The following is a 25513-nucleotide window of genomic DNA, read 5'->3' on the forward strand; positions in this document are numbered from 1 at the left end:
ACCTCGAAGCGTGACGAGTCCGCCTGGCGGGAAACCCCGCCTGGTGGCTTGGGCGACCCTCCCGGGCGCGGTAGTTTTCGAATGAGTGAACTTAGGCTGCCCTCTGTTGCACATATGCGCATCCGACTATATGTTTGGCCCGACGGCGAACCGGGAACGGAGGCGGAATGGGTCAGGGACACGGCCACGGGCACGCGATCGCGCCGGCGAGCGCGTCGGGGCGTCACGTGCGGAAGCTGGCCATCGCCCTGGGCATCGGCGCCGGGTTCATGGTGCTCGAGTTCGTCGTCAGCGTGACGACCGGCTCGCTGGCCCTGATCTCGGACGCGGCGCACATGTTCACCGACGTCCTCGGCGTGGGGATGGCCCTGACCGCGATCATCCTGGCGCGGCGCAGCGGCCCCACGGTCAGCCGCACCTTCGGGCTCTACCGGGCGGAGGTGCTGGCCGCGCTCGCCAACGCGCTCCTGCTGTTCGGCGTCGCGGGGTACGTCCTGATCGAAGCGATCGGCCGCATCGGCGACCCGCCGGCGGTGCCGGGCCTGCCCGTGCTGCTGGTCGCGGCGGCCGGTTTGGTGGCCAACCTGGTGTCGTTCGCGGTGCTGCGCGCGGGGGCGAAGGAGAGCCTCAACGTCCGCGGCGCGTACCTCGAGGTGCTGGCCGACCTGATCGGCTCGGTCGGTGTGCTGATCAGCGGCGCGGTGACGCTGCTGACGGGCTGGCGCTACGCCGACCCGATCATCGGTGTCGCGATCGGGCTGTTCGTGCTGCCCCGCACGTGGACGCTGGCCCGCCGCGCCCTGCGCATCCTCTTCCAGCACGCGCCCCAGGGCGTCGACGTCGGCGCGATCAACGCCGAGCTGTCCGCGCTCCCGGGCGTGGCGGACGTCCACGACCTGCACGTCTGGACGCTGACTTCGGGCATGGAGGTGGCTTCGGCGCACCTCACGCTGGCGCCGCCGGCGAAGCAGTCGGACGTGTTGACGGAGGCGCAGAACCTGCTGTCGTCGCGGTACGCGATCGAGCACGCGACCCTGCAGGTGGAGGCGCCGCACTGCGCCCGCCGCTGCCAGGAACTCTCCTGGTGACACGCGGTCCTGCCGGACGTTCCCCGTGCGCCGCCCTCGTAGTTCGGGCAGGATCCACTCGGTGGACGCGCCGGGCGTCGGCCTGGCGCCCCTGGTCGGCGGCACCCGATGACGAAAGCGGAACACCATGGCCGCTGCCAGTGAGAACGCCGCCAAGCTCGCGGTTCTGATCGACGCGGACAACGCGCAGCCCGCGATCACCCAGGCGCTGCTGGCCGAGATCGCCAAGTACGGCACCGCGCACGTCAAGCGCGCCTACGGCGACTGGACCGGCACCAACCTGAAGGGCTGGAAGGATCAGCTGCTGGCCCAATCGATCCAGCCGATCCAGCAGTTCGCGTACACGACCGGCAAGAACGCCACCGACGCCGCGATGGTCATCGACGCGATGGACCTGCTGTACTCCGACCGCTTCGACGGGTTCTGCATCGTCTCCAGCGACTCGGACTTCACGCGGCTGGCCGCCCGGCTGCGCGAGTCCGGCCTCACGGTGTACGGCTTCGGCGAACGCAAGACGCCCAAGCCCTTCGTCGCGGCCTGCGACAAGTTCATCTACATCGAGAACCTCGCCTACGCCGAGAGCGCCGCGGCGCCGGCCGAGACGGCCCTGCCGCCGAAATCGGCGACCTCCCTGGCCCAGCTCAAGGGCGACAGAACCCTGGTCAACCTGCTGCGCAACGCCGTCGAAGCAGCATCCGACGACGACGGTTGGGCCCCGCTTTCCGCGGTCGGCAGCATCATCACCAAGCAACGCCCCGAGTTCGACTCCCGCACGTACGGCTACACCAAGCTCAGTGACCTGATCACCGCGACCACGCTGTTCGAGGTCGACCGCCGCATCCCCGGCGAGGGCAAACCGTCCACGGTCTACGTGCGCGACCGGCGCCGCAGGTCGGATCGAGACGCCAAAGCCGCTCCGGCAGGCCCGTGAACGCCACCGCGGATCGCGGTAGCGGCCGGTTCGGACTTACGACCGCTAAGCCGGCAGCGGCTGAGCGTTGCGGACCGAGAGCATCAGCTTGATCTGGTCCATCTCGGCGCCCTGGGACGTCAGGATGCTGTTCACCAGGGCCTTCAACGCGGGCACGCTCGAACGGGCCGCCGCGTACTGGGCCATGGCCGTGCCGCCCTGGTGGTGGCGGAGCATCAGCTGCAGGAAGTACACGTCGAACGGGCGGCCCGACAGGGACCGCAGCTTGGTCAGCTCGGTGTCGGTCGCCATGCCGGGCATCAGCGCGCCGCCGGCGGGGTTGACCGAGGACGGGGCCATCGACATGCCGTCGTGGCCGGTCATCGGCTCGGTCATCCACTGCATCGGGGCGCCGATCGGCTGCTCCGGCTGGTCCCACAGCATGAGCCAGCCCTTCATGCGGCCGACCTGCTCGAGCTGCGTGCGCTCGATGTCGAACGCCAGCTGCTTGATCTCCAGGTCGGTCGTGCGGTCACGGGCGATGCCCGCCATCGTGACCGCCTGCAGGTGGTGCGTCGACATGTCCTGGGCGAAGCCGACCTCGACCGAACCGCGTCCTGGCACGGCGGCCGCACCCGGGTCGTCGACCGCCCGGGTGAGGAACATGCCGGCCGTCGCGCCGATCAGCAGGACGGCCAGCAGGGTCCCGCCGATGATCACCCAGCGCGACCAGGACGGCTGCTCGGTGACCTCGGCGGGCTCGAGATCGGCTTCGGAACTCACTGGCTCGGCGTGGTCGACGCGGTCGGGGGCGCGGGCACCGTCGACGGAGCCGAGGACGGCTGCTGCGGCTGGCCCTGCTCGTTCTGCGCGTTGGCGCTGCCCTTGTAGTCCATCGGCTTCGCGTCCGGGCCCGGCTTCGACGGGTCGAACGGCGGCGGGCTGCTCGGGTCGAACGCGCCCGGGACCGCGTCGCAGGACGCGCCGACCTCGGGGTAGACGCCGTTCGGGTTGCTCCGCAGCGCCGCGATGAACTCGTCGATCCGGGCGTCGTTGGCGTCGTCCACCTTCAGCTGGTGGCCCCACGACTGCAGGGAGATCGGCTTGTCGAGGCCCGGGTAGGGCGACATCATCGTGTACGGCTTGTCCTTGACGCGGACGCTGAGCAGGTTCAGCGCGTCCCCCGAGACCTGCTGCGGGTTGTACGCGATCCAGACGGCGCCGTGCTCGAGCGCGTGCACCATGTTCTCGGTGCGGACGGCGGTCGGGTAGACCGTGCCGGTGCAGGTCGCCCACGTCTGGTCGTGCGGGCCGCCGAACGGCGGGGTCTTGTCGTAGGCGACGCGCTCGGTCGGCAGCACGTGCACGCTGCCGGTGTAGGTGCCGGTCACCACGCCGGGGATGCGCTTGGACGGGTCCGGCTCCGACGCGGTCGGCGCGTACGACGCGGCCGACGCCTCGCGGTCGGCCTGCTCACGCTTGGGCGCCGACTGCACCATGTAGTAGACGATCACCGAGGCGGCCAGTGCCACGATGGCGACGACGGCGACGATCGTCCCCCACGGCGTGCCCTTCTTGCTCACGACGGAACCGCGGGCCGCCTTCACCGCCGACCCCTTTTTCCGAGTTGTCCCGTTCGCCATGGCTCCCGCGTTCTCCCTCTGGTGGCTGCGGACGGATTCCCGCCCGGGCCAGTGTAGAGACCGCCCGTCTGATCACGGTTAACGCCTCACACGGATGCTTGCCGTAACGTGGCCGAGACCGCTGCGAGCGCCGGACCTGGGCACACCTAGAATTCGGCGGGTGACTCCCGCCGCTCTCGCCGACCTGGTCCGCAGCTCCGCCGTGCAGGTGCTCGCCGCACGCGGCATCGACGACGCCGTGCTGCCGGAGCAGGTGACCATCGAACGCCCGCGCAACCCCGACCACGGCGACTACGCGACGAACCTGGCCCTGCAGGTGGCCAAGAAGGCCGGGCTGAAGCCGCGCGACTTCGCCGAAGCGCTCGCCGAGGCGGTCTCGGCGGACGACGGCGTCGCCTCGGCCGAGGTCGCCGGCCCCGGCTTCCTCAACTTCCGCCTCGCCGCGGCCGCGCAGGGCGACATCGTGCGCCAGGTGCTCGCGGGCGGCGCCGCCTACGGGCGCGGTGACGCGCTGGCCGGCACGCGGATCAACCTCGAGTTCGTCTCGGCGAACCCGACCGGCCCGATCCACCTCGGCGGCACCCGCTGGGCCGCGGTCGGCGACGCGCTGGGCCGGGTGCTGGCCGCGCAGGGCGCCGACGTCACCCGCGAGTACTACTTCAACGACGCCGGTGCCCAGATCGACCGGTTTGTCCGGTCCTTGGTCGCCGCCGCGAAGGGCGACCCCGCGCCGAAGGACGGCTACGCGGGCGGCTACATCAACGACATCGCCGCCGAGGTCATCAAGGCCGAGCCGAGCGCGCTCTCGCTGCCGGAGGAGCAGCGCCACGAGACGTTCCGCCGCATCGGCATCGAGCTGATGTTCACCGAGATCAGGCAGAGCCTGCACGAGTTCGGCACCGACTTCGACGTCTACTTCCACGAGAACTCGCTGCACGAGTCGGGCGCGGTCGACGCCGCCGTCCAGCAGCTGAAGGACTCCGGGAACCTCTACTTCGGCGACGGCGCCTGGTGGCTGAAGTCGTCGGAGTACGGCGACGACAAGGACCGCGTCGTCATCAAGCAGGACGGCAACCCGGCCTACATCGCCGGTGACCTGGCCTACTTCAAGGACAAGCGCAACCGCGGCTTCGACCTGTGCATCTACATGCTGGGCGCGGACCACCACGGCTACATCGCCCGCCTGAAGGCGGCGGCTGCAGCATTCGGCGACGACCCCGGGTCGGTCGAGGTGCTGATCGGCCAGATGGTCAACCTGGTCAGCGACGGCAAGCCGGTCCGGATGTCCAAGCGCGCGGGCACCGTGATCACCATGGAGGACCTCGTCGAGGCAGTCGGCGTCGACCCGGCCCGCTACGAGCTGATCCGGTACTCGGTCGACTCCACTTTGGACGTCGACCTGGACCTGCTGCGCAAGCACTCCAACGACAACCCCGTCTACTACGTCCAGTACGCCCACGCGCGGCTGGCGTCCCTGCAGCGCAACGCGGCCGATCTCGGCCTGAAGTCCGCGGAGTCCCTTTCGGACGTCGATTTCGGACTGCTGACGCTGCCCGCCGAGGGCGACCTGATCCGCACCATCGGCGAGTTCCCGGAAATGGTGCGCCGTGCCGCCGACATGCGGGAGCCGCACCGGATCGCGCGCTACCTCGAAGAACTCGCGGGCGCTTACCACAAGTTCTACACCGTGGGCCGCGTGCTGCCCATGGGCGACGAAGAGGCGACCCCTCTGACGTACGCCCGGCTCGCGCTGTGCGAGGCCGCCCGCCAGGTGCTGGCGAACGGCCTCGCGCTCCTCGGTGTCTCCGCTCCGGAACGGATGTAAGAGATGGCGCACCCCGCGGGCCCACGGCACGCCGACGTCTACCCCCACGCCGACACCTCCGGGCACCAGCCGTCCGGGGTCGAAGAGCTCGACAAGCTGCCCGCGAAGGTGTGGCCGCGCAACACCTTCCGGGCCGCCGACGGCGTCGTCCGGATCGCCGGCGTCGACCTCCGCGAGCTGGCCGAGAAGCACGGCACACCGCTGTTCGTCGTCGACGAGGCCGACTTCAAGTCCCGGTGCGCGGACTACGCCGAGGCGTTCGACGACCCGTCGCTCGTGCACTACGCGTCCAAGGCGTTCCTGTCCATCGAGATCGCCCGCTGGGTGGCCGAGCAGGGGCTGAGCCTGGACGTCTGCAGCGGCGGCGAGCTCGCGGTGGCGCAGCGGGCGGACTTCCCGGCCGAGCGGATCACCTTCCACGGCAACAACAAGTCGCCCGCCGAGCTGGAAGCGGCGGTCGTCGCGGGCGTCGGCACGGTGGTGCTCGACTCGTACTACGAGATCGCGCGGCTGGCCGACATCGCCGCGCGCCACGACGTCGTGCAGGCGGTGCTGATCCGGGTGACCGTCGGCGTCGAGGCGCACACCCACGAGTTCATCGCGACCGCCCACGAGGACCAGAAGTTCGGGTTCTCGCTGGCCGGCGGCGATGCCGCCGAGGCGGTCCGCCGGGTGCTCAACGCCCGTTCGCTCAAGCTCACGGGCCTGCACAGCCACATCGGCTCGCAGATCTTCGACGCCGACGGCTTCGAGGTCGCCGCCCGCCGCGTCGTCGGGCTGCTCGCGGACCTGGCCAAGGAGCACGGCCCGGAACTGCTCGACCAGCTGAGCCTGGTCGACCTCGGCGGCGGGTTCGGCATCGCCTACACCGAGAAGGACAACCCGCCGCCGCCGGCGCAGATGATCACGCAGATCCGCGAGATCGTCCGCAAGGAGTGCGCGTACGCGGGCCTGCCGGTGCCGCGCATCGCCGGCGAGCCGGGCCGCGCGATCGCCGGTCCCGGCACGATCACCCTCTACGAGGTCGGCACCATCAAGGACGTCTCGCTGGGTGACGACGCCGTGCGCCGGTACGTGAGCGTCGACGGCGGGATGAGCGACAACATCCGGACCGCGCTCTACGACGCGGTGTACGACGTCCGGCTGGTTTCCCGCTCCGCGGGCGACAACGAGGAGCCGGTACCGGCCGTGTTGTCCCGGGTCGTGGGAAAACACTGTGAATCCGGCGACATCGTCGTACGAGACTGCTGGCTGCCCGACACGCTGGCTCCCGGCGACCTGCTGGCGGTCGCGGCGACCGGTGCCTACTGCTACTCGATGGCGAGCACTTACAACCGGCAGCCGCGCCCGGCCGTGGTCGCCGTGCGCAACGGCAGCTCGCGGCTGCTGCTGCGGCGGGAGACGACCGACGACATGCTGCGCCTGGAGGTCTGAACACAGTGTCCGCCCCGGAACACAGTGACATGCAAAAGCGTGCCCTCAGGGTCGCCCTGCTCGGCTGCGGGACCGTCGGCGGTGAAGTCGCCCGGCTGCTCTCCGAGCAGGCCGGGGAACTGGCCGCGCGGGCGGGTGTGCCGGTCGAGCTGGCCGGCATCGCCGTCCGCCGCCCGGACAAGCACCCCGAGCTGCCGCCGGAGCTGCTGACCGCCGACGCGGAGAAGCTCGTCACGTCCGACGACGTCGACGTCGTGGTCGAACTGATCGGCGGGATCGAACCGGTGCGCGGCTGGCTGCTCGCCGCGCTGAAGGCCGGGAAGTCCGTCGTCACCGCGAACAAGGCGCTGCTCGCCGAGCACTCCGCGGACCTGTTCGAGGCGGCCGACGCGGCGGGCGCCGACCTGTACTTCGAGGCCGCGGTGGCCGGTGCCATCCCGCTGCTGCGCCCGCTGCGGGAATCGCTGGCCGGCGACCGGATCACGCGCGTGATGGGCATCGTCAACGGCACCACGAACTACATCCTGTCGGCGATGGACTCCACCGGCGCCGGCTACGCCGAGACGCTCGACGAGGCCAGCCGGCTCGGGTACGCCGAGGCCGACCCGACCGCCGACGTCGACGGCTACGACGCCGCGTCGAAGGCCGCGATCCTCGCGTCGCTCGCCTTCCACACCCGGGTGACCGCGTCGGACGTGCACCGCGAGGGCATCGCCGACGTCACGGCCGCGGATCTCGCCGCGGCCCGGATGCTCGGCCGCACGGTGAAGCTGCTGGCCATCTGCGAACGGGTCACCGACGACGACGGCGTCGAGTCGGTTTCCGCCCGCGTGCACCCGGTGATGATCCCGCGCAGCCACCAGCTGGCCGGCGTCGGCGGCGCGTTCAACGCCGTCTACGTCGAGGCCGACGCCGCGGGCGAGCTGATGTTCTACGGGCAGGGCGCGGGCGGCGCGCCCACCGCGAGCGCGGTGCTCGGCGACCTCGTCGCGGTGGCCCGCAACCGGGTCGTCGGCGGCCGCGGCCCGCGCGAATCCGCGCACGCGGCCCTGCCGGTGCGGCCGATGGGCCAGACCCCGACCCGGTACCACGTCAGCCTTTCCGTGGCCGACCGCGCCGGTGTGCTCGCCCAGGTGGCGCAGGCGTTCGCCGACCACGGCGTCAGCATCGCGGCGGTGCGGCAGAGCGACGTCGGCGACCGCGCGAGCCTGGTCGTGGTGACGCACCAGGCACCCGATGCGGCGTTGCAGTCCACTGTGGACGAGATCGGCCGGCTCGACGTCGTGCACGAAGTTGTCAGCGTGATGCGGGTGGAAGGCGAAGACCAGTGAGCGACGCTTGCGAGCGAACCATGGATATCATGCGCCGAAAAGGATCAGACGCTGTCTCGCGGAGCGAGGCGATCGCATGATCAGGCAGCCCTGGCCGGGAATCATCGAGGCGTACCGGGACCGGGTCCCGGTCCCGGACGGGGCGCGGGTCGTCACGCTCGGGGAGGGCAACACGCCGCTGCTGCCCGCGTGGCACCTGTCCGAGCTGACCGGCTGCGAGGTGTACCTCAAGGTCGAGGGGGCCAACCCGACCGGCTCGTTCAAGGACCGCGGGATGACCGTGGCCATCACGCACGCGCTCGCCAGCGGCCTCAAGGCGGTGATCTGCGCGTCGACCGGCAACACCTCCGCCTCGGCCGCCGCCTACGCCGCCCGCGCCGGGCTCACCTGCGCGGTGCTGGTGCCGGAGGGCAAGATCGCGCTGGGCAAGCTCGCCCAGGCCGTGCTGCACGGCGCGCGGATCCTGCAGGTCGACGGCAACTTCGACGACTGCCTGGAGCTGGCCCGCAAGACCGCGGCCGATTACCCGGTCACGCTGGTCAACTCGGTCAACCCGGTGCGCATCGCCGGCCAGAAGACCGCGGCGTTCGAGATCTGCGACGTGCTCGGCGTGGCACCGGACATCCACTGCCTGCCGGTCGGCAACGCCGGGAACATCACCGCCTACTGGGCGGGGTATTCGGAGTACGCGGCCGACGGTGTGGTGAAGAACACGCCCCGGATGTTCGGCTTCCAGGCGGCCGGTGCGGCGCCGCTGGTGCTGGGTGAGCCGGTGCGCGACCCGGACACCGTCGCCACCGCGATCCGGATCGGCAGCCCGGCGTCGTGGACCGCCGCGGTGAAGGCGAAGGACGAGTCGAACGGGCTCTTCGAAGCCGTCACCGACGAGAAGATCCTCGATGCGTACCGGCTGCTGGCCGGCCGCGAAGGCGTGTTCGTCGAGCCGGCGTCGGCCACCAGCGTGGCGGGCCTGCTCGCGACGGCCGCCGACGGCCGGCTGCCGCGTGGGTCGAAGGTCGTGTGCACGGTCACCGGCCACGGCCTGAAGGACCCGCAGACGGCCCTGGCGGGCAACGTCGAGGTCGAACCCCTCGCCGTGGACCCCTCGGCGGTCGCGGCGGCCCTGGACCTGCGGTGAGCGGCTTCCGGATCACCGTTCCGGCGTCGACGGCGAACCTCGGGCCGGGCTTCGACGCCTTCGGCATGGCACTGAGCCTGTACGACGTCGTCGAGGTGCGGGTCGCCGATTCCGGGCTGAAGGTCGAGGTCGAGGACGCCGGTGCGGGCGGGGTGGCGGACGTCCCCACCGACGAAACCCACCTGGTCGTGCGGGCGATCCGCAAGACCTGCGCGCACCTCGGCGTCGAGCCGCCCGGCCTGCGCCTGCGCTGCTTCAACGCGATCCCGCACGCGCGCGGCCTCGGCTCGTCCGCGGCCGCGGTGGTGTCCGGGGTGGCCGCCGGGTACGCACTGGCGGGGCGGGAAATCGACGCGTCCGACGCGCTGCAGCTCGCCGCCGGCTTCGAAGGCCACGCCGACAACGCCGCCGCGAGCCTGCTCGGCGGCTTGGTCCTGGCCTGGTGCGACGGCGGGCGGTTCCACGCCGAACGGCTCACGCCGCACCCGTCGATCCGGCCGGTCGTCGCCGTGCCGTCGGTGCGCTCGGCCACCGCGACCACCCGCGGCCTGCTGCCGGCGACCGTGCCGCACGCCGACGCCGCGCACAACGCCGGCCGTGCCGCGCTCGCCGTCCACGCGCTGACGGCGAAGCCGGAGCTCCTGCTCGCGGCCACCGAAGACCGGCTGCACCAGGACTACCGCGCTCCCGCGTACCCGGCGAGCACGGAGCTGGTGGCGACGCTGCGTGCACAGGGAGTGCCCGCCGCGGTCTCCGGCGCCGGTCCGACGGTGCTCGCGCTGACCACCGGGGGAATACTCCCGCCCGAGGCCGGCGTTGCAGGGTTCGACGTCTTCGAGCTGCCCGTGGATCTCACGGGCGTGCAGGTTGCGGCTCAGTAAAGGCTGGGTCACGTGCCTGCCGCCAGGCCCGCCACGCGGGGGGTGGTTGTTGCACCCGGCACCGCTGCGGTCTACCCTCGGGGGCGTTCGATCACCGTGCGTTTCCGCACCCGATGCCGGTCCCGGGGAATCTCCCGGATCGCATCCTTCGTCGATCCGCCGAATCCGCACCGCCTGGCACGCGGGGTAACGCGGAGGGACGCAGGCGGGTTTCCGGTCTCGGCGGTGCCGAATTCCGTGTCCTCCGAATGGAGGACGCAAACCCCTGTGGTGGAGGCGCTCCAGCTGTGTTTCGCACGGCCGAAGAGCTCATCTCCCGTATCGGGGGGCAGATACGCCGGTTCGCGATCAGAAGCGAGCGGCAGTCCGCTGATCCGCCTGGAGGCGTGGATCGGTCAGGAAGGACATGTGTGAGCAACACCGATCTTTTGAGCGACGTGGGTAACACCGCCGCGGAGTCGAACGGCACCGCCCCCGCTCCCAAGAAAACGGTCGGCGGGTTGACCGGCAAGACCGTGGCGGAACTGCGTTCGCTGGCTGGGGAGCTCGGCGTCGGTGAGACGACGGGCATGCGCAAGGGCGATCTGATCGCTGCTATCCGTGAGCGCCAGGGCAAGTCGCGCAAGCCGCGTGCGGCGGCCGAGACGCTGCCACTGGAGGGCGTCGGCGAGCCGCCGAAGGCGGCCCCCAAGGCCGAGCCGAAGACCGAGGCGCCCGTCGCCGCGGTCGAAACCAAGCCGGAGCCGAAGGCCGAGGCACCCGCCTCCGCGCCGTCGGACACCCAGCCGCAGGCCGAGCGCCCGCAGCAGGACGGCCAGCAGGGCCAGGACGGCCAGCCCGAGGAGGGCGGCCGCAGCCGGCGTCGCCGCGGTTCCAACCGCGCCGCCGGGTCGCCCGACGGCCAGCAGGGGGGCGACCGCCAGCAGCAGGGCGGCGACCGCCAGCAGGGGCAGGCCGGGAGCGACCGTCAGCAGGGTGGTGACCGCCAGCAGGGCGGCGACCGCCAGGGTGGCAACCGCGACCAGCAGCGCCAGGGCGGTGGCAACCGCAACGAGCGCAGTGACCGCAACGAGCGCAGTGACCGCAACGAGCGCGGTGACCGCGGTGATCGCGGCGAAAACCGCCAGCAGGGCGGCGACCGGCAGCGCAACCAGCAGGACAGCGGCCGCGGCCAGGACACCCGCGACAACCGTGACAACCGGGCCCAGCAGGACGACGACGAGGAAGGCGGCCGTCGTGGCCGTCGCTTCCGCGACCGCCGTCGCCGGGGCAGCGGTGGCGGCCGGGTCGAAGGCGGTTCGCCGGACACCGAGATCCGCGACGACGACGTCCTGCTGCCCGTCGCGGGCATCCTGGACGTGCTGGACAACTACGCGTTCGTGCGGACCTCCGGCTACCTCGCCGGCCCGAACGACGTGTACGTCTCGCTGTCGCTGGTCCGCAAGTACGGCCTGCGCCGCGGTGACGCCATCACCGGCAGCGTGCGCCAGCCGCGCGAAGGCGAGCAGCAGCGGCAGAAGTTCAACCCGCTGGTGCGCGTCGACTCGATCAACGGCCTGGAGCCGGACGAGGCCAAGCGCCGCCCCGACTTCACCAAGCTGACCCCGCTGTACCCGAACGAGCGGCTGCGCCTCGAGACCGAGTCGCACAAGCTCACGACCCGCGTGATCGACCTGATCATGCCGGTCGGCAAGGGGCAGCGTGCCCTGATCGTGTCACCGCCGAAGGCCGGTAAGACCACGATCATGCAGGACATCGCGAACGCGATCTCGACGAACAACCCCGAGTGCCACCTGATGGTCGTCCTCGTGGACGAGCGTCCGGAAGAGGTCACGGACATGCAGCGCTCGGTGAAGGGTGAGGTCATCGCCTCCACCTTCGACCGGCCGCCGGCGGACCACACCTCGGTCGCGGAGCTGTCCATCGAGCGGGCCAAGCGCCTGGTCGAGATGGGCCACGACGTCGTCGTGCTGCTCGACTCGATCACGCGTTTGGGCCGGGCCTACAACCTGGCGGCCCCGGCGTCCGGCCGGATCCTGTCCGGTGGTGTCGACTCGACCGCGCTGTACCCGCCGAAGCGGTTCCTGGGCGCGGCGCGCAACATCGAGAACGGCGGCTCGCTGACCATCTTCGCCACGGCGATGGTGGAGACCGGGTCGACGATGGACACGGTCATCTTCGAGGAGTTCAAGGGCACCGGTAACGCGGAGCTCAAGCTCGACCGCAAGATCGCCGAGCGCCGCGTGTTCCCGGCTGTGGACGTCAACCCGTCCGGTACCCGCAAGGATGAGCTGCTGCTCAACCCGGACGAGCTGGCCGTCACCGTGAAGCTGAGCCGGGTGCTGCACGCGCTCGACTCGCAGCAGGCCATCGACCTGCTGATCTCGCGGCTGCGCAAGACGAAGACGAACACCGAGTTCCTGATGCAGGTCTCGAAGACCGCCCTCGGCGGCGGCGAAGACGACTGAGCCTCGTTGCGGAAGGGCCTCGCCGGGCTCCCGGGGAGGCCCCTTCCGCAGCGGGAATAGCTGGTCAGCGGGGTGCGTTCCAGTACACGTCTGCCCATCTGGCAGAATCATCCGCTGAAGTCCGGCGCCGGTTCACCCCGTGGGAACGACTGGGGACCCGGAGCCAACGAGAGAGGACACCATGAAGAGCGGTATTCACCCCGAGTACGTGGTCACGAGCGTGAACTGCGACTGCGGCAACAGCTTCACCACGCGCAGCACCAAGACCAGCGGCGACATCCACGTCGAGATCTGCTCGAACTGCCACCCGTTCTACACGGGCAAGCAGAAGATCATGGACACCGGTGGCCGGGTCGCGCGCTTCGAGGCTCGCTACGGCAAGCGCCAGAAGAAGGACGCAGACGCCAAGTAGCTTGATCAACGGCGCCCATCCGGTACTCCCGGGTGGGCGCCTTTTCTTGAATTGACCCGGCTGTGGTCTTTTCTTTTCCGGGCTGAGAGGTGGCTGAGGTGGATTCGAGCTCGCTCAAGGGGCTGCTCGCCGAACACGCGGAGCTGGAGACCCAGCTGGCGGACCCGGCGGTGCACGCCGACCAGGCGCGCGCCCGCAAGCTCGGCCGCCGCTACGCCGAGCTGTCGCCGGTGGTGCGGGCCGTCCACGAGCTGGACACCGCTCGCGACGACCTCGCGACGGCGACGGAGCTGGCGGAGGACGCCGAGTTCGCCGCCGAGGCCGAGGAGCTGAGCACACGGATCCCCAAGCTGGAGTCGAAGCTCACCGAGCTGCTGCTGCCGCGCGACCCGTACGACGGCTCCGACGTCGTGATGGAGATCAAGTCCGGCGAGGGCGGCGAGGAGTCGGCTCTGTTCGCCGGCGACCTGCTGCGCATGTACCTGCGCTACGCCGAGCGCCACGGCTGGAAGGCGGAGGTCCTCGACTCGGTGGACTCCGACCTGGGCGGCTACAAGGACGTCACCCTTTCGATCAAGAGCAAGACGGCCACCGTCGACGGGGTGTGGTCCCGCCTGAAGTTCGAGGGCGGCGTGCACCGCGTCCAGCGCGTGCCGGCGACCGAGTCACAGGGCCGCATCCACACCTCGGCCGCCGGCGTGCTCATCTACCCGGAGCCGGAAGAGGTCGAGGTCGAGATCGACCCGAACGACCTGCGCATCGACGTGTTCCGCTCCTCGGGCCCGGGCGGCCAGAGCGTCAACACGACCGACTCGGCGGTGCGGATCACCCACCTGCCGACCGGCATCGTGGTGTCCTGCCAGAACGAGAAGTCCCAGATCCAGAACCGCGCGCGGGCGTTGCAGGTGCTCCAGGCGCGGCTGCAGGCGGTTGCGGAGGAGGAGGCGGCGGCCAAGGCGTCCGACGCCCGCCGTTCGCAGGTCCGGACGGTCGACCGCTCGGAGCGGATCCGCACGTACAACTACCCGGAGAACCGGATTTCGGACCACCGGGTGAACTACAAGGCGTACAACCTCGACCAGGTCCTGGACGGCGACCTGGACAGCGTCTTGAACGCACTGGCGACGGCGGACCGCGAAGAGCGCCTGGCGGCTCAGTCGGGCTGACCGCGAGCTGTCCCCGGAACCACCGCCACCACCACGCCCGAGAGGCCGCCGCGGTTTACCCGGCGGGCTGGGTTCCTGGCGTCCGGGGGACCAGCCAGCACAGGCAGAACGGGTGCCCGGCCGGGTCGGCGTACACCTGGAAGTCGTCCCCGGACGTGTTCCCCGCCGCTGGTTTCAGCACGGTGGCGCCGAGGGCCATGACCTGCTCGTGGGCTTCGGCGAAGTCCTCGACCCACAGGTCGAGGTGCACCTGCTGCTTCGTCGGGCCGTCCGGCCACTCCGGCGGCCGGTGGTCGGGAGCGAGCTGCACGCCGATCCGCGGCGCCCCGTCCACCAGCACCATGTGCCAGTCGCCGTCGTCGTCGACCTCGCCGCCGAGCACGCCCGCCCAGAAGCGGCTTTCGGCCGCGAGATCGGCTGCGTCGAAGGTGACGACCTGGTGCACGATCCGCATCATCGGACCGCTCAGCCGGCCCAGAAGCCCGTGATGAACCGGATGTAGATCGCTCCGCAGACCAGCGCGTTGGCGTACAGGACCACGTGCACCGCGCCGCGCAGCTGCGGGCGGCGCTCGCCGAACAGGACCAGCGCCACGTACATCACCAGGCACGGCAGCAGGTAGCGGTGCACCGACACCACGTTGCTGTTCATCGTCAGCATCACGATGGACGCGAACCCGAACAACGCCAGGGGGACGCCCTTCGACCGCAGGGCCACCAGGACGTACACCGAGGACACGAACAGCAGCGCCAGGCCGATCATCGGCAGCACGTGGCTCATCAACGTCCACGCGTCCAGCCGGGTGTCCCCGAGCAGCGCGTGGCCGGTGATCTTGGCTTCGCCCCAGAGCGTGCCGAGGATGTTCGGGTCGAAGTGGTGGTACGACCAGGTCTTCACGCCCTTGAGCGCGTTGAAGCTGGCGAACGCGTCCCCGGTCTGGATCTTCATGTAGACCAGCACGGCGCCGAGGCCGAGGAAAGCCGCGGGGAACCACAGCAGGTGCCACGACAGCAGACCGCGCAGCTTCCAGTCCTTCGACCGCCAGAACTCCAGGAAGCACAGGCCGACGAACACCGCCGCGGTGACGCGGGAGGCCGTCAGCGGGATGAGCGTCAGGCCCATCCAGAGCCACTGGCGGCGCAGCGCGAACAGGTACGCCCAGAAGCCCAGCGCGCAGAACACCGCCTCGCTGTAGAACGAGTGCAGGAAGAACGCGGCGGGCGCGGTGAGGAACGCCGCGACGACCAGCCACGGGGCCCGCTCGCCGGCGAAGAAGTGGCGCCCGATCTTCAGCAGCGCGACCGCCGCCAGCCAGGTGGCGGCCAGGTTCACCAGGAACCCGGCGGCGAGCAGGCCGAGCGTGCCGAAGCTGACTGTCTGCACCAGCCAGACCAGGATCGGGAACACCGGGTAGAACGCCCGCGTCGGGGCGTAGCTGCCGGTGTAGGCGTGCATGGCAATTTCGCCGTAGTTGCCGGCGTCCCAGCGGTAGGTGTGCGCCAGGAGGCTCATCGTCGAGCCGATGCCGGTCTTCGGGATGCCTTCGCTGACCGGGCTGGACGGCGCGAACAGGTACGCCACGGCGATCAGCACCACGTGCCAGGCCAGCACCACGGCGAAGACGCGGGCGTAGTCCCCGTTCACCCAGGTGGCCCAACGACCGGCGGGGGCCGTCTCCGGGTGCTCCGGTTCGACCTGGCCGGTCGTCCGGGACGAGACGGCCGTGCTAGTCATGCGAAACCTCCGGGACCGGCGTCTCGGCCACCGCGGGCCGCTGCCGGAAGACGACCTTGTGGTAGAGCACGTAGTTCCAGACCAGGCCGACCGCGATCCCGGCGAACTTCGGGACCAGCACGTTCACCCCCGGGAATGCGCTGGTGACCGCGAAGATGATGGCCGCCTGCACCACCCACAGCCCGAACGCGGTGACGCCGAAGAACAGCAGCGCCTGGCGGCGGACGTTGCCGTCCTTCGCGCGGAACGTGAAATTGCGGTTCAGGGTGAAGCTCAGCAGCATGCCCGCGGTCGTCGAGATGAAGTTCGCCACGAACAGCGGGATGCCCAGGGTCACCAGCAGCGCGTAGCCGAGGGCGTCGACGAGCGTGTTCGCCACCCCGACCAGCCCGAAGCGCAGCTGGGTCGCCGTGATCAGCTTCACCGGGTGCCTCTTCCCGCGTCGGCGCCTTCACGGGCCTCGACCGGCACCCCGGGGCCCGTGCGCACCGACGCGACGCCGTACAGCGGCCGGTTCTGCACCTGGGAGTACGTGCGGCCGATGTAGCTGCCGAGCACGCCGAGCATGATGATCTGGATCCCGCCGAGGAAGAACATCGCGATCCCGAGGAAGGCCCAGCCGGGCACCGCGGTCTCCGGGGCGAACAGCTTGACGCCGCCGACGTAGAGGATCCCGACGAAGCTCAGGAACGAGATCAGGTAACCCATCCGCGTGATCATCCGCAGCGGCGTCACCGAGAAGCCGAGGATGCCGTCGGCGGCGAAGCGCAGCATCTTGCGCAGCGGGTAGCCGGTGACGCCGGCGTGCCGCTTGTCGCGGTCGAACAGCACGGCCGTCTGCTTGAAGCCGATGTAGCTGACCAGCCCGCGCAGGAAGCGGTCGCGCTCGCGGTACTTGCGCAGCTCGTCGACCACCTTGCGGTCGATCAGCCGGAAGTCGCCGGTGTTCTTCGGGATGTCGACCGCGGCCATCTTCCGCAGGAACCAGTAGAACGCCCCGGCGGTGAGCTTCTTGAACGTCGAGTCCTGACGCGAGCGGCGCTGCGCGTAGACGACGTCGAAGCCCTCTTCCCACTTCTCGATCAGCTCGAGCGCCACCCGCGGCGGGTCCTGCATGTCGCTGTCCATGATGACCACGGCGTCCGCGTCGACCAGGTCCAGCCCGGCGGTGACCGCCATCTGGTGGCCGAAGTTGCGGGACAGCTCGACCACCGTGACCCGCTCGTCGCGGGCGCTGAGCTCGGTGAGCTTCGCCAGCGAGCCGTCCCGGCTGCCGTCGTCGACGTAGAGGAAGCTGAAGTCGTACTTCCCGGCGAGGGGCGCGGTCACCTCGTCCACCGTCCGGTGCAGCAGATCGATGTTCTCTTCCTCGTTGTAGATCGGGAAGATGAACGCCACCCGGTGGGTGATCGGCTCTGTGGGCACTGCGGGACTCCCCGAGTTTCGGTGCGGAACGGGTCGGGCGGCGCCGTCGAGCAGGCGAATCCCCGACCCGGTGCCCTGCATCCTAGAAGATCGGACGGGCCGCGATGCCGCGGCCCGGAGCGGCACCCCGGCCGGGTAGTTCTCGGCCGCCCGCCGGGGGTGCCTCGATACCCTGGACGGCGTAGGACCGGCGCGTGTCCTCACGGGGGAGTTCCGCCTGGTGTGCCAGGCTCGACGAGGTGAAGGACGACGAGTGAATCGGCAGCCGCTGCGCTTGGCCATCATCGAGGCCACCCGGATCCTCGAGCGCGCGGGCGTCGCCTCGCCGCGGTTCGACGCCGAGGTGATCGCCGCGCACGTGCTCGGGGTCGAACGCGGGCGGCTGCCGATGGTGCCGCTGGTCGATCCGCCGGTGATCGAGGCCATCGGCCAGCTCGTCCAGCAGCGCGCGAAGCGCATCCCGCTGCAGTACCTGACCGGCTGGGCCGCACTCGGGGACATCACCGTCGCGGTCGGGGCCGGCGTGTTCGTCCCGCGGCCGGAGACCGAGCTGCTGCTCGAGTGGGGCGTCAAGTTCCTGCAGGGCCGGGAGTTCCCGGTGGTGGTGGACCTGTGCACCGGCTCCGGGGCGCTGGCGCTGGCGGTGGCCCACGCGCGCCCGGACGCGGTCGTCTACGCCGTGGACATCGACCCGCAGGCGCTGGCGTGGGCCCGCCACAACGCCGACGTGCACGCCGACGCGGGCAACACCCCGATCCGCCTGTACTCCGGCGACATCGGCGACCCGACGATGTTCGCCGAGCTCGACGGCCTGGTCGACCTGGTGCTGTGCAACCCGCCGTACGTCCCGGAGGGCACGCCGGTGCCGCCCGAGGTCGCCGAGCACGACCCACCGCGCGCGGTGTTCGCCGAGGAGAGCGGCCTGGCGGTGATCCGCCACGCGATCGCCGCGGGCGCCCGGCTGCTGCGGCCGGGCGGGGGCCTGGCGATCGAGCACGACGACACGCACGGTTCGGCGGTCCCGGCCCTGGTCCGCGCCCGCCGGGTGCTGACGGGGGTCGAGGACCACGCGGATCTGACGGGCCGGGCCCGGTTCGTCACGGCCCGCCGGCTGGGCTGAGCAGCCGCCCAGGAGGCCTCAAGCAGAACCCGCCGCTCCCAGGGGGGCGTCCCCAGGTCCAGCGTATCGGCCCCCGCCGACGAAAGGCCCGAAAAGCCGCGGTGCCGGCCTCGTTGTCCACATCACGGTGCCGCTGTGGACAACGAGGCCGTCACGCTCAGAAGCCGAACGCCGTGCAGCTCGCCGTCGCCGTCTTCGACGGGTCGCTCACCGAGGTCGCCGTCAGCTTCACCCGCGCCGCGAGGTCACCGCCGGTACTCCGCTTCGCGAGCGCCGGCACCTTCACGTGCCCGCCGAACTTCGCCGTCGCCAGCTCGTTCGGCAGGCGGACCTCCCAGCCACGGGCGTCCGTCGACGCGCTCAGCCGGTACGTGTCCGTGTCGTACGGTGCCTTCGCGCCCTGCGCCGAGCCCGTGTTGAGCAGGCCGAAGTCGCAGGTCGCGAGGCCGCCGCGGGCGATCGCGGGGAGGGCCGGGGTCAGCGCCGCGCCGCGCGCCTGGCTGCCCGAGCCGTCCAGCGAGGCCACCGTCACCGTGTACGACAGGATCCCGTGCCGGTCCCGCGCCAGGTCCGTGATCAGGAACCGGAGCCGGTTCGCCTCGTCGGTGTACTCGTACGGGCTCGCCGCTTCGGTGCCCGCCTTGAACAGGGCGTCGTTGAGCTGCCGGTAGTCACCGATGGTGATCTTCACCGGCGTCCCGTCCGGCTTCGTGTAGTCGGTGATGCCGATGTCGGCGGGGTTGGCGTCGATCACCCAGTCGAACGGGGCGTCGTCCTTGTTCTTCGTCTTCGTGATCAGCACGCCCGAGTCGGGGGCGAACGAGTCCGCGCCCATCCGGTCGACGACCTCGACCGTGTAGTTGTCGTAGCCGCCGCCGTCGCAGAACGGGTCCTTGGCGCGGTCGCACTTCGGCGCCTTGTCCCCGCCGGTGAGCTTGATGTTCAGACCGGTGAACGAGCCGGGCTGCGCTTCGGTCTCCCGCGCGGTGAGCCGCGCGGACACCGGGCCGCTCGCGGCCAGCTCGTTGCGGTCGAGCTGCAGCACGTCCGCCGGGTCGACGATGCCGAGCTTCAGCTTGTTGCGCAGCTGGTGCTGGGCACCCATCGAGCTGCCCTGCGTCGCCGGGATCTGCCACCGGGTGTGCGGCCCGCCGGGTCCGTTGAACGTGCCGCGCGAAAGCATGTCCCACGGGCCGCTGTAGGCGCGGGACGGCGGGTTGCCGAACGGGTTGTTGTAGTTGTCGCCGATGCCCAGGATGTGGCTGAACTCGTGGGCGTAGGTCGACTGCCCGGAGCTCTCGGCCTGCACCGAGCTGCCGTTCTGGGCGTTCGGCCAGATGCTGGCGGCCGACGCCCACGACGTCCACGGGACGTACCGGGTGGCGGCGTAGTTGGGCAGGTCGTGGTTCGGCGGCCCGAAACTGTCGGGCACGTTCTCCTTCGTCCCGAACTTCATCTCGCCGAACTCCTGCCAGGTCGAGCTCTCGTCCTGGCCGGCGGAGAGGTAGAAGACGAAGTCGAACTGCTTCGCGGTGTCGCCGACGTCGGCGCGCCAGGCGTCCCCGGCGTCCTTGCGGATGTCGCGGGTGCAGTTCGCGCCGGGCGGGCAGGCACCCGGCTGGAACTCCATGCCGTATTCGTAGGACTTGCCGGGCATCCGGTACGGCCCGAACGCGGTCAGCTGCACGCCGAACCGGCCGCCGGAGTCCTCCATCCAGTACTCGTTGATGGTGTGGCCGTTGTTGAGGGCCTCGGGCTTGTTGAGGAAGTCCTGGTAGTACTGCGCGACCTGCGCTCGCGGGAGGTCCGCCGCGGTCGGCGCGGGGTTGCCGAACACGGTCGAGCGGGCCGGCCGGGTGACGACGAAGTCCTGGTCCGGGTAGTCGGCGAGGACGACGGCGCCCTTGAAGGTGCGCTGGGTCGGCTTCAGGGTCGGATCGGCCCAGTTCGTGCCGGGGACCTTGCGGTAGTCGGACCAGGTCATGTGGTCCTGGTTCTCCCAGTGCGCGGCGTCGATCGGGGCGGGCCAGCCACGGGTGAGCGGCTCCGCCGCGGCCGTGCCGGTGCCGAGCCCGGTCAGGACGGCGACCGCGGCGAGCAGGGCGAGCGCTTTCGGGGTGCTGGGGCGCATCTGCGGCTCCTTCACTGGGAACCCACGGGGTGGTGGTTCCCGGTGATCGACCGTATTGAGCCCCGCTGCCGGAGTTCGGCCCCGGCGGGAGGTCCACCCGCTTGCCCCACGACGAAAGTCTGGCCGGTGGTCACCCCGGCGGCCCGGGCCAGGTGTGACGCGGCGAACGCCCGCCCGGGGCCGCCGACTACCCTTGGGCGCCATGAGCGTGGTCTACGACTGCAGCAAGCGGGAGACCCGGGCCGACGGGCTGGCCGCGGCGGCCGGTGCGGTGCGGTCGAGCAGGCTGGTCGTCCTGCCGACCGACACGGTTTACGGGATCGGTGCCGACGCGTTCGACGCGGGTGCCGTCCAGGCCCTGCTGCGCGCGAAGAACCGCGGCCCGGACATGCCGGTCGGCGTGCTCGTCGGCTCCTGGTCCACTGTGGACGGCCTGGTGCTCGGCGTGCCGCCGCAGGCCCGCGCCCTCATCGAAGCCTTCTGGCCCGGCGACCTGTCCATCGTGCTGCCGCACGCGCCGAGCCTGCAGTGGAACCTCGGCGACGCCCGCGGCACCGTGATGCTCCGGATGCCGCTGCACCCGGTGGCGCTGGAGCTGCTGCGCGACGTCGGGCCGATGGCCGTGTCGAGCGCGAACGTCTCCGGCCGCCCGCCGGCGAGCACCGCGCAGGAGGCGCAGGAACAGCTCGGCGACTCGGTCGCGGTGTACCTCGACGGCGGGTCGAGCGGCGAGCCCGTCGCCTCGAGCATCGTGGACCTCACCGGCAGCGAACCGGTGGTGCTGCGCGAGGGCGCGGTGACCAAGGCGGCCATCGCGGAGGTGCTCGGTGTACCCGCGGAATCGTTGGCCTGAAGCCGGATCACGGGGAATTCCGCGGCACGATAGCGTGTCGCGGGTGACTCCGACCCCGCGAGCGTGACGCACCCGTGCCGCCCACATCCGGTCTCCTCCCCATCCGGGAGTACATCCTCGTCGCGCTGACCGCGACGGCCGTGACCTACCTGCTCACCGGCGTCGTCCGCCGGATCGCGATCCGGGTCGGCGCGATCGCCAACCCCCGCGCCCGCGACGTCCACGTGGCCCCGATCCCGCGGATGGGCGGGGTCGGCATCTACCTCGGCGTCGCCGGCGCGATGGGCCTCGCCCACCAGCTGCCCGCGCTGTCGCACGGCTTCGACGCCTCCTTCGACTCGGTCGGCGTGCTGTTGGCGGCCGGTGTTATTTCCCTGATCGGCGCGCTCGACGACCGGTTCGAGCTGGACGCCTGGACGAAGCTCGCCGGCCAGGTCATGTGCGCCGGGATCCTGGTCATCTTCGGCGTGCAGTGGGTGTCGTTCTGGGTGCCGTGGGGCGGCACCGGCGCCTCGTTCGGCTCGGTGCTGGTGCTCGACAAGAACCAGGGCGCGCTGCTCACCGTCGTGATGGTCGTGGTGATGGTCAACGCGATGAACTTCGTCGACGGCCTCGACGGGCTGGCCGGCGGTCTCGGTTTCATCGCGGCGGCCGCCACGTGCGCGTTCTCGCTCGGCCTGCTCGACAGCTCCGGCGGCGACGTCGGCACCTACCCGCCCGCGCTGATCGCGGCCACGCTCGCCGGCGCCTGTCTGGGCTTCCTGCCGTACAACTTCCAGCCCGCGAAGATCTTCATGGGCGACTCCGGCTCGATGATGATCGGCCTGGTGCTGGCCGGCGCCACGACGTCGGCCTCCGGGCGCGTGCCGTACCCGCAGTTCAGCGGCAAGGACGCGATCGCGCTGCTCTCGCCGCTGGTCGTCGTGGCGGCGGTGCTGTTCGTGCCGATGCTGGACCTGATCATGGCGGTCGTCCGGCGCACCCGCCGGGGCGAAAGCCCGTTCGCGGCCGACAAGATGCACCTGCACCACCGGCTGCTGGAGATCGGCCACTCGCAGCGCCGCGCGGTGCTGCTCATCTACTTGTGGGCCGGGATCCTGGCGTTCGGCGCGGTGTCGGTGACGCTCTTCGACGACGCCGCGGCGCTGTGGATCATCGTGATCGGGCTGGCGTTCGCGGTGGTGGTCTCGATCGTCCCGCGGCTGCGCTCGCGCAACCAGCCGGGCACCTGACCCGCCGGGGTCTCTACACTCGGGGTGAACCGAGCAGGGAGCCAGTGTGAGCGAAACCGAAACGCACGAGCAGGAGAACCCGCACGCCAAGGTGGTGCTGCAGGCGGCCCGCGCGATGACGAAGGCCTCGCTGCTGGTGACCCCGCCCGCGGTGCTGGTGTGCATCGCGTTGTTCAGCATCCTGAACGGCCTGCCGGGTTTCCTCGGCTCGCTGGTCGGCGGGGTGCTGGCGTTGCTGGCTTCGCTCTCGACGCTGGGGCTGATGAAGTTCAGCGCGGGCCAGGACCCGATGTTCGTCATGGTCATCGCGCTCGGCGGGTACGTCGTGAAGGTCGTCCTGCTCTTCGGCGCGCTGACGCTGCTGAAGGGCGTCACCGCGCTGCACCCGATGTCGCTCGGCATCACGATGATCGTCGCCATCATGCTCGCCGCCGCGGCCGAGTTCGCCGCCTTCCGCAAGACCAAGATCCCGACGATCATCCCGTCCTGACGCCGGTCCGCGCGGCCCGGAACTTCCACTACGGACGGTGAGCCGCACGGCGGCCGCCCGAGTGTGACCGGCGCCATACTCAGGTTCTCCACGCGCGCGCCGGGACCCCGCCGAAGCTGGTGCCTGCGGAGTTGCAGAGCCGGTCCCGGCCCGCACCGGACCTCGGTCCCGGGACGACCCGGGACCTAAGTCCTGGGCTGATCGGTTGGTTAGGAGTACGCCTGTCCGGCACTGATTGACCTGCTGGTATGGTCCGCGTCAAGGGTGGCGGCCTCGGCCGCGCGCTTCCTGAGACGAACCGCGATCAGCAGTGTGGCGACCGTGTAGTTCCGCCTTCCCGCCGCTGGTCCGAAGTAGACCGCAGGGCAGTGTTCACGCGAGACAACCCCGTGTGCAGAACGTGAAGTCGTGTTCATCGCACAGTGGGGCAGCCGCCTCCGGCGTCCCGATACGTATCGGGTACGTTAAGTCCAGATCGTGACGATTCCCCCGGCGGAGTGAACGCCGGCCGGGAGAACCGGAAGGAGCCCAGTGGGCGCGCTGGTACTGACCGAGGGTGGCATTTTCACGCCCCCCGGTGCCGAAAGCTTCGAGTTGCCCGCGTTGGTCGGTGGAGTCACCAAGCCGATGCTGCTCGTCGTGCTTTCGGTCGTCATCATCGCGACGTACTTCCTGCTGGCCACCCGCAAGCTGCAGGTCGTGCCGGGCAAGGGACAGTTCGTCGCGGAGTCGATCTACGACTTCAGCCGCAACAACATCGCGCGCGAGCAGATCGGTTCGAAGGACTTCAAGCCGTTCGTGCCGCTCGTTTTCGCGTTGTTCACCTTCATTCTGGTGAACAACCTCTACGGGATCATCCCCCTCCTGCAGTTCCCGACCATGGCGCGGTTCGGTTTCCCGCTCGCCCTGTCGGTCCTCGTCGTCTACCCGGTGTACCACTTCGTCGGGTTCAAGCGGCACGGTTTCAAGGGGTACTTCAAGAAGGAACTGGCCCCGCCGGGCGTGCCCAAGGCGGTCCTGCCGCTCTTCGCGCTCATCGAGTTCGCGGAGAAGTTCTTCCTCAACCCGCTGACGCTCGCCATCCGTGTTTTCGCCGCCATGTTCGCGGGACACCTGATCCTGGCGGTGTTCACCCTCGGCGGCACCTTCCTGCTGACCGAGACCTCGGGCTGGGCGCTGAAGCCGGTTTCCCTGGTGGCGTGGATCTTCGCCATCGGGATGACGTTCCTCGAGGCCTTCATCCAGGTGCTGCAGGCCTACATCTTCGCCCTGCTGTCGGCCGGGTACATCGGCGCCGCGCTGGCGTCGGAGCACTGAGAACACAAGCCCCCGATCCGCGCGAGCGCGCGGACCGAAGTGAAGGGAAATGCACGTGAGCAACATCGTTCTGGCCCAGGCCGCGGAGCAGGCCGCCAACATCAACCCCGGTCTCGCTGCCATCGGCTACGGCCTGGGCGCGATCGGCCCGGGCATCGGTGTGGGTCTGATCTTCGCCGCCGTCATCAACGGCACCGCTCGCCAGCCGGAGGCGCAGGGCAAGCTGCAGGGCATCGGCTTCTCGACCTTCGTGCTGACCGAGGTGCTCGCCCTGATCGGCATCGTCATCTACTTCATCGCCTCCGCAGGCTGAGTCAGCTCATCTCGCTTAAGGAGACGCCGTGCTGAACAGTGCCTTGGTCCTCGCCGCAGAGGGCGAACCGCACAACCCGATCATCCCCGACATCTCGGAGCTGATCCTCGGCATCGTCGCCTTCCTGATCCTGCTGTTCATCCTCAAGAAGTACGTCGTCCCTCGCTTCGAGGCCGCGTACGAAGAGCGTGCGCAGAAGATCGAGGGAGGCATCGAGAAGGCCGAGAAGGCGCAGGCCGAGGCCGAGGACGCGCTGGCCAAGTACAAGGCGCAGCTGGCCGAAGCCCGCACCGAAGCCGCGAAGATCCGCGACGACGCCCGGCTCGAAGCCGAGCAGATCAAGGCGGAGCTGCGGGCTCAGGCGGAGGCCGAGTCCCAGCGCATCGTCGCCCAGGGCCAGGCCCAGCTGCAGGCCCAGAAGGCGCAGATCATCGCCGAGCTGCGGGCCGACATGGGCCGCAACGCCGTCGAGCTGGCCAGCCGCATCGTCGGCGAGTCGCTCGAGGACGAGGCGCGCCGCCGCGGCACCGTCGACCGGTTCCTCGCGGAGCTCGAAACCGCCGGTGCCAACGGCGCTCCATTCGGGGCGGGGAAGTAGCCAG

The 25513-nt window shown here is 70.4% G+C and carries 24 protein-coding genes; 17 read left to right on the top strand and 7 right to left on the bottom strand.

Features of this window, described 5'->3' with window-relative positions:
• The first annotated feature begins 167 nt into the window (after positions 1-167).
• Positions 168-1088, top strand: coding sequence for a cation diffusion facilitator family transporter (locus AB0M80_RS05740; RefSeq protein WP_364559399.1), 921 nt, complete (start codon positions 168-170; stop codon positions 1086-1088).
• Positions 1089-1215: 127 nt separating this feature from the next.
• Positions 1216-2019, top strand: coding sequence for an NYN domain-containing protein (locus tag AB0M80_RS05745; RefSeq protein ID WP_364559402.1), 804 nt, complete (start codon positions 1216-1218; stop codon positions 2017-2019).
• A 45-nt stretch (positions 2020-2064) separates the two neighbouring features.
• Here the strand turns inward: AB0M80_RS05745 and AB0M80_RS05750 are convergent, their stop codons facing one another.
• Positions 2065-2781 carry a DUF305 domain-containing protein gene (locus AB0M80_RS05750; RefSeq protein ID WP_364559405.1) on the bottom strand — a complete coding sequence of 239 codons (717 nt, stop codon included), beginning with the start codon at positions 2779-2781 and terminating at the stop codon, positions 2065-2067.
• Entirely contained in the window at positions 2778-3605 is an 828-nt protein-coding gene (locus tag AB0M80_RS05755; RefSeq protein WP_364559407.1) for a DUF3105 domain-containing protein, read from the bottom strand. The genes AB0M80_RS05750 and AB0M80_RS05755 overlap by 4 nt, the downstream gene beginning before the upstream one ends.
• Before the next feature lie 196 nt (positions 3606-3801).
• Here AB0M80_RS05755 and argS point away from each other — a divergent pair, with 196 nt between their 5' ends.
• The 8 genes from argS to prfA all read left to right on the top strand — a co-directional run bounded on the left by argS (position 3802) and on the right by prfA (position 14296).
• A complete protein-coding gene (gene argS / locus AB0M80_RS05760; RefSeq protein WP_364559410.1) occupies positions 3802-5466 on the top strand; it encodes an arginine--tRNA ligase in 1665 nt (554 codons plus the stop codon).
• 3 nt (positions 5467-5469) lie between these two features.
• Positions 5470-6900 carry a diaminopimelate decarboxylase gene (gene lysA, locus AB0M80_RS05765; RefSeq protein WP_364559413.1) on the top strand — a complete coding sequence of 477 codons (1431 nt, stop codon included), beginning with the start codon at positions 5470-5472 and terminating at the stop codon, positions 6898-6900.
• A 29-nt stretch (positions 6901-6929) separates the two neighbouring features.
• Entirely contained in the window at positions 6930-8231 is a 1302-nt protein-coding gene (locus AB0M80_RS05770; RefSeq protein WP_364559416.1) for a homoserine dehydrogenase, read from the top strand.
• Positions 8232-8307: 76 nt separating this feature from the next.
• A complete protein-coding gene (thrC, locus tag AB0M80_RS05775; protein ID WP_364559418.1) occupies positions 8308-9369 on the top strand; it encodes a threonine synthase in 1062 nt (353 codons plus the stop codon).
• The gene (thrB, locus tag AB0M80_RS05780) at positions 9366-10250 is read left to right on the top strand and encodes a homoserine kinase (protein ID WP_364559421.1); all 885 of its coding nucleotides are present in this window, start codon (positions 9366-9368) and stop codon (positions 10248-10250) included. The genes thrC and thrB overlap by 4 nt, the downstream gene beginning before the upstream one ends.
• 410 nt (positions 10251-10660) lie before the next feature.
• A complete protein-coding gene (gene rho / locus AB0M80_RS05785) occupies positions 10661-12718 on the top strand; it encodes a transcription termination factor Rho (protein WP_364559424.1) in 2058 nt (685 codons plus the stop codon).
• A 181-nt stretch (positions 12719-12899) separates the two neighbouring features.
• Positions 12900-13130: a 50S ribosomal protein L31 gene (gene rpmE, locus AB0M80_RS05790; protein WP_364559427.1), complete on the top strand. Its 231-nt coding sequence runs from the start codon at positions 12900-12902 to the stop codon at positions 13128-13130.
• A 98-nt stretch (positions 13131-13228) separates the two neighbouring features.
• Entirely contained in the window at positions 13229-14296 is a 1068-nt protein-coding gene (gene prfA, locus AB0M80_RS05795; RefSeq protein ID WP_364559429.1) for a peptide chain release factor 1, read from the top strand.
• Between the two features lie 55 nt (positions 14297-14351).
• On the opposite strand, the gene AB0M80_RS05800 is transcribed toward prfA, so the two are convergent.
• The 4 genes from AB0M80_RS05800 to AB0M80_RS05815 are packed head-to-tail and all read right to left on the bottom strand — an operon-like array spanning position 14352 to position 17455.
• Positions 14352-14750, bottom strand: a complete 399-nt coding sequence (locus AB0M80_RS05800; RefSeq protein WP_364559432.1) for a VOC family protein — start codon at positions 14748-14750, stop codon at positions 14352-14354.
• Positions 14751-14761: 11 nt separating this feature from the next.
• Positions 14762-16030: a hypothetical protein gene (locus tag AB0M80_RS05805; RefSeq protein WP_364559435.1), complete on the bottom strand. Its 1269-nt coding sequence runs from the start codon at positions 16028-16030 to the stop codon at positions 14762-14764.
• The gene (locus tag AB0M80_RS05810) at positions 16023-16454 is read right to left on the bottom strand and encodes a GtrA family protein (RefSeq protein ID WP_364559438.1); all 432 of its coding nucleotides are present in this window, start codon (positions 16452-16454) and stop codon (positions 16023-16025) included. Before AB0M80_RS05810 ends, AB0M80_RS05805 begins: the two co-directional genes overlap by 8 nt.
• Positions 16451-17455 (bottom strand): glycosyltransferase family 2 protein, encoded by a 1005-nt coding sequence (locus tag AB0M80_RS05815; protein WP_364559440.1) that lies wholly within the window; start codon positions 17453-17455, stop codon positions 16451-16453. The genes AB0M80_RS05810 and AB0M80_RS05815 overlap by 4 nt, the downstream gene beginning before the upstream one ends.
• Positions 17456-17708: 253 nt before the next feature.
• On the opposite strand from AB0M80_RS05815, the gene prmC reads away from it, so the two are divergent.
• A complete protein-coding gene (gene prmC, locus AB0M80_RS05820) occupies positions 17709-18575 on the top strand; it encodes a peptide chain release factor N(5)-glutamine methyltransferase (RefSeq protein WP_191316922.1) in 867 nt (288 codons plus the stop codon).
• Positions 18576-18732: 157 nt separating this feature from the next.
• Here the strand turns inward: prmC and AB0M80_RS05825 are convergent, their stop codons facing one another.
• Complete coding sequence (locus AB0M80_RS05825) at positions 18733-20706, bottom strand: M6 family metalloprotease domain-containing protein (protein ID WP_364559443.1); 1974 nt, start codon at positions 20704-20706, stop codon at positions 18733-18735.
• A gap of 202 nt (positions 20707-20908) precedes the next feature.
• Here AB0M80_RS05825 and AB0M80_RS05830 point away from each other — a divergent pair, with 202 nt between their 5' ends.
• The 6 genes from AB0M80_RS05830 to AB0M80_RS05855 all read left to right on the top strand — a co-directional run bounded on the left by AB0M80_RS05830 (position 20909) and on the right by AB0M80_RS05855 (position 25509).
• Positions 20909-21559, top strand: a complete 651-nt coding sequence (locus AB0M80_RS05830; protein ID WP_364559446.1) for an L-threonylcarbamoyladenylate synthase — start codon at positions 20909-20911, stop codon at positions 21557-21559.
• Positions 21560-21633: 74 nt separating this feature from the next.
• The gene (locus AB0M80_RS05835) at positions 21634-22791 is read left to right on the top strand and encodes an MraY family glycosyltransferase (protein ID WP_364559448.1); all 1158 of its coding nucleotides are present in this window, start codon (positions 21634-21636) and stop codon (positions 22789-22791) included.
• Positions 22792-22837: 46 nt separating this feature from the next.
• A complete protein-coding gene (locus tag AB0M80_RS05840; RefSeq protein ID WP_364559451.1) occupies positions 22838-23281 on the top strand; it encodes a hypothetical protein in 444 nt (147 codons plus the stop codon).
• Between the two features lie 531 nt (positions 23282-23812).
• Positions 23813-24598, top strand: coding sequence for a F0F1 ATP synthase subunit A (gene atpB, locus AB0M80_RS05845; RefSeq protein ID WP_364559454.1), 786 nt, complete (start codon positions 23813-23815; stop codon positions 24596-24598).
• Positions 24599-24653: 55 nt separating this feature from the next.
• A complete protein-coding gene (locus AB0M80_RS05850) occupies positions 24654-24911 on the top strand; it encodes an ATP F0F1 synthase subunit C (protein WP_364559456.1) in 258 nt (85 codons plus the stop codon).
• A gap of 28 nt (positions 24912-24939) precedes the next feature.
• Positions 24940-25509 carry a F0F1 ATP synthase subunit B gene (locus tag AB0M80_RS05855; protein ID WP_364559459.1) on the top strand — a complete coding sequence of 190 codons (570 nt, stop codon included), beginning with the start codon at positions 24940-24942 and terminating at the stop codon, positions 25507-25509.
• Positions 25510-25513: the final 4 nt, after the last annotated feature.

This window comes from Amycolatopsis sp. NPDC051045 (genome assembly GCF_040682955.1).
Lineage (GTDB): Bacteria > Actinomycetota > Actinomycetes > Mycobacteriales > Pseudonocardiaceae > Amycolatopsis.

Bases quoted from the DNA above. Each gene is read 5' to 3' on its own strand.
- AB0M80_RS05740 (WP_364559399.1), top strand. From the start codon at position 168: ATGGGTCAGGGACACGGCCACGGGCACGCGATCGCGCCGGCGAGCGCG.
- AB0M80_RS05745 (WP_364559402.1), top strand. From the start codon at position 1,216: ATGGCCGCTGCCAGTGAGAACGCCGCCAAGCTCGCGGTTCTGATCGAC.
- lysA (WP_364559413.1), top strand. From the start codon at position 5,470: ATGGCGCACCCCGCGGGCCCACGGCACGCCGACGTCTACCCCCACGCC.
- AB0M80_RS05770 (WP_364559416.1), top strand. From the start codon at position 6,930: ATGCAAAAGCGTGCCCTCAGGGTCGCCCTGCTCGGCTGCGGGACCGTC.
- thrC (WP_364559418.1), top strand. From the start codon at position 8,308: ATGATCAGGCAGCCCTGGCCGGGAATCATCGAGGCGTACCGGGACCGG.
- rpmE (WP_364559427.1), top strand. From the start codon at position 12,900: ATGAAGAGCGGTATTCACCCCGAGTACGTGGTCACGAGCGTGAACTGC.
- AB0M80_RS05800 (WP_364559432.1), bottom strand. From the start codon at position 14,750: ATGCGGATCGTGCACCAGGTCGTCACCTTCGACGCAGCCGATCTCGCG.
- AB0M80_RS05805 (WP_364559435.1), bottom strand. From the start codon at position 16,030: ATGACTAGCACGGCCGTCTCGTCCCGGACGACCGGCCAGGTCGAACCG.
- AB0M80_RS05825 (WP_364559443.1), bottom strand. From the start codon at position 20,706: ATGCGCCCCAGCACCCCGAAAGCGCTCGCCCTGCTCGCCGCGGTCGCC.
- AB0M80_RS05830 (WP_364559446.1), top strand. From the start codon at position 20,909: ATGAGCGTGGTCTACGACTGCAGCAAGCGGGAGACCCGGGCCGACGGG.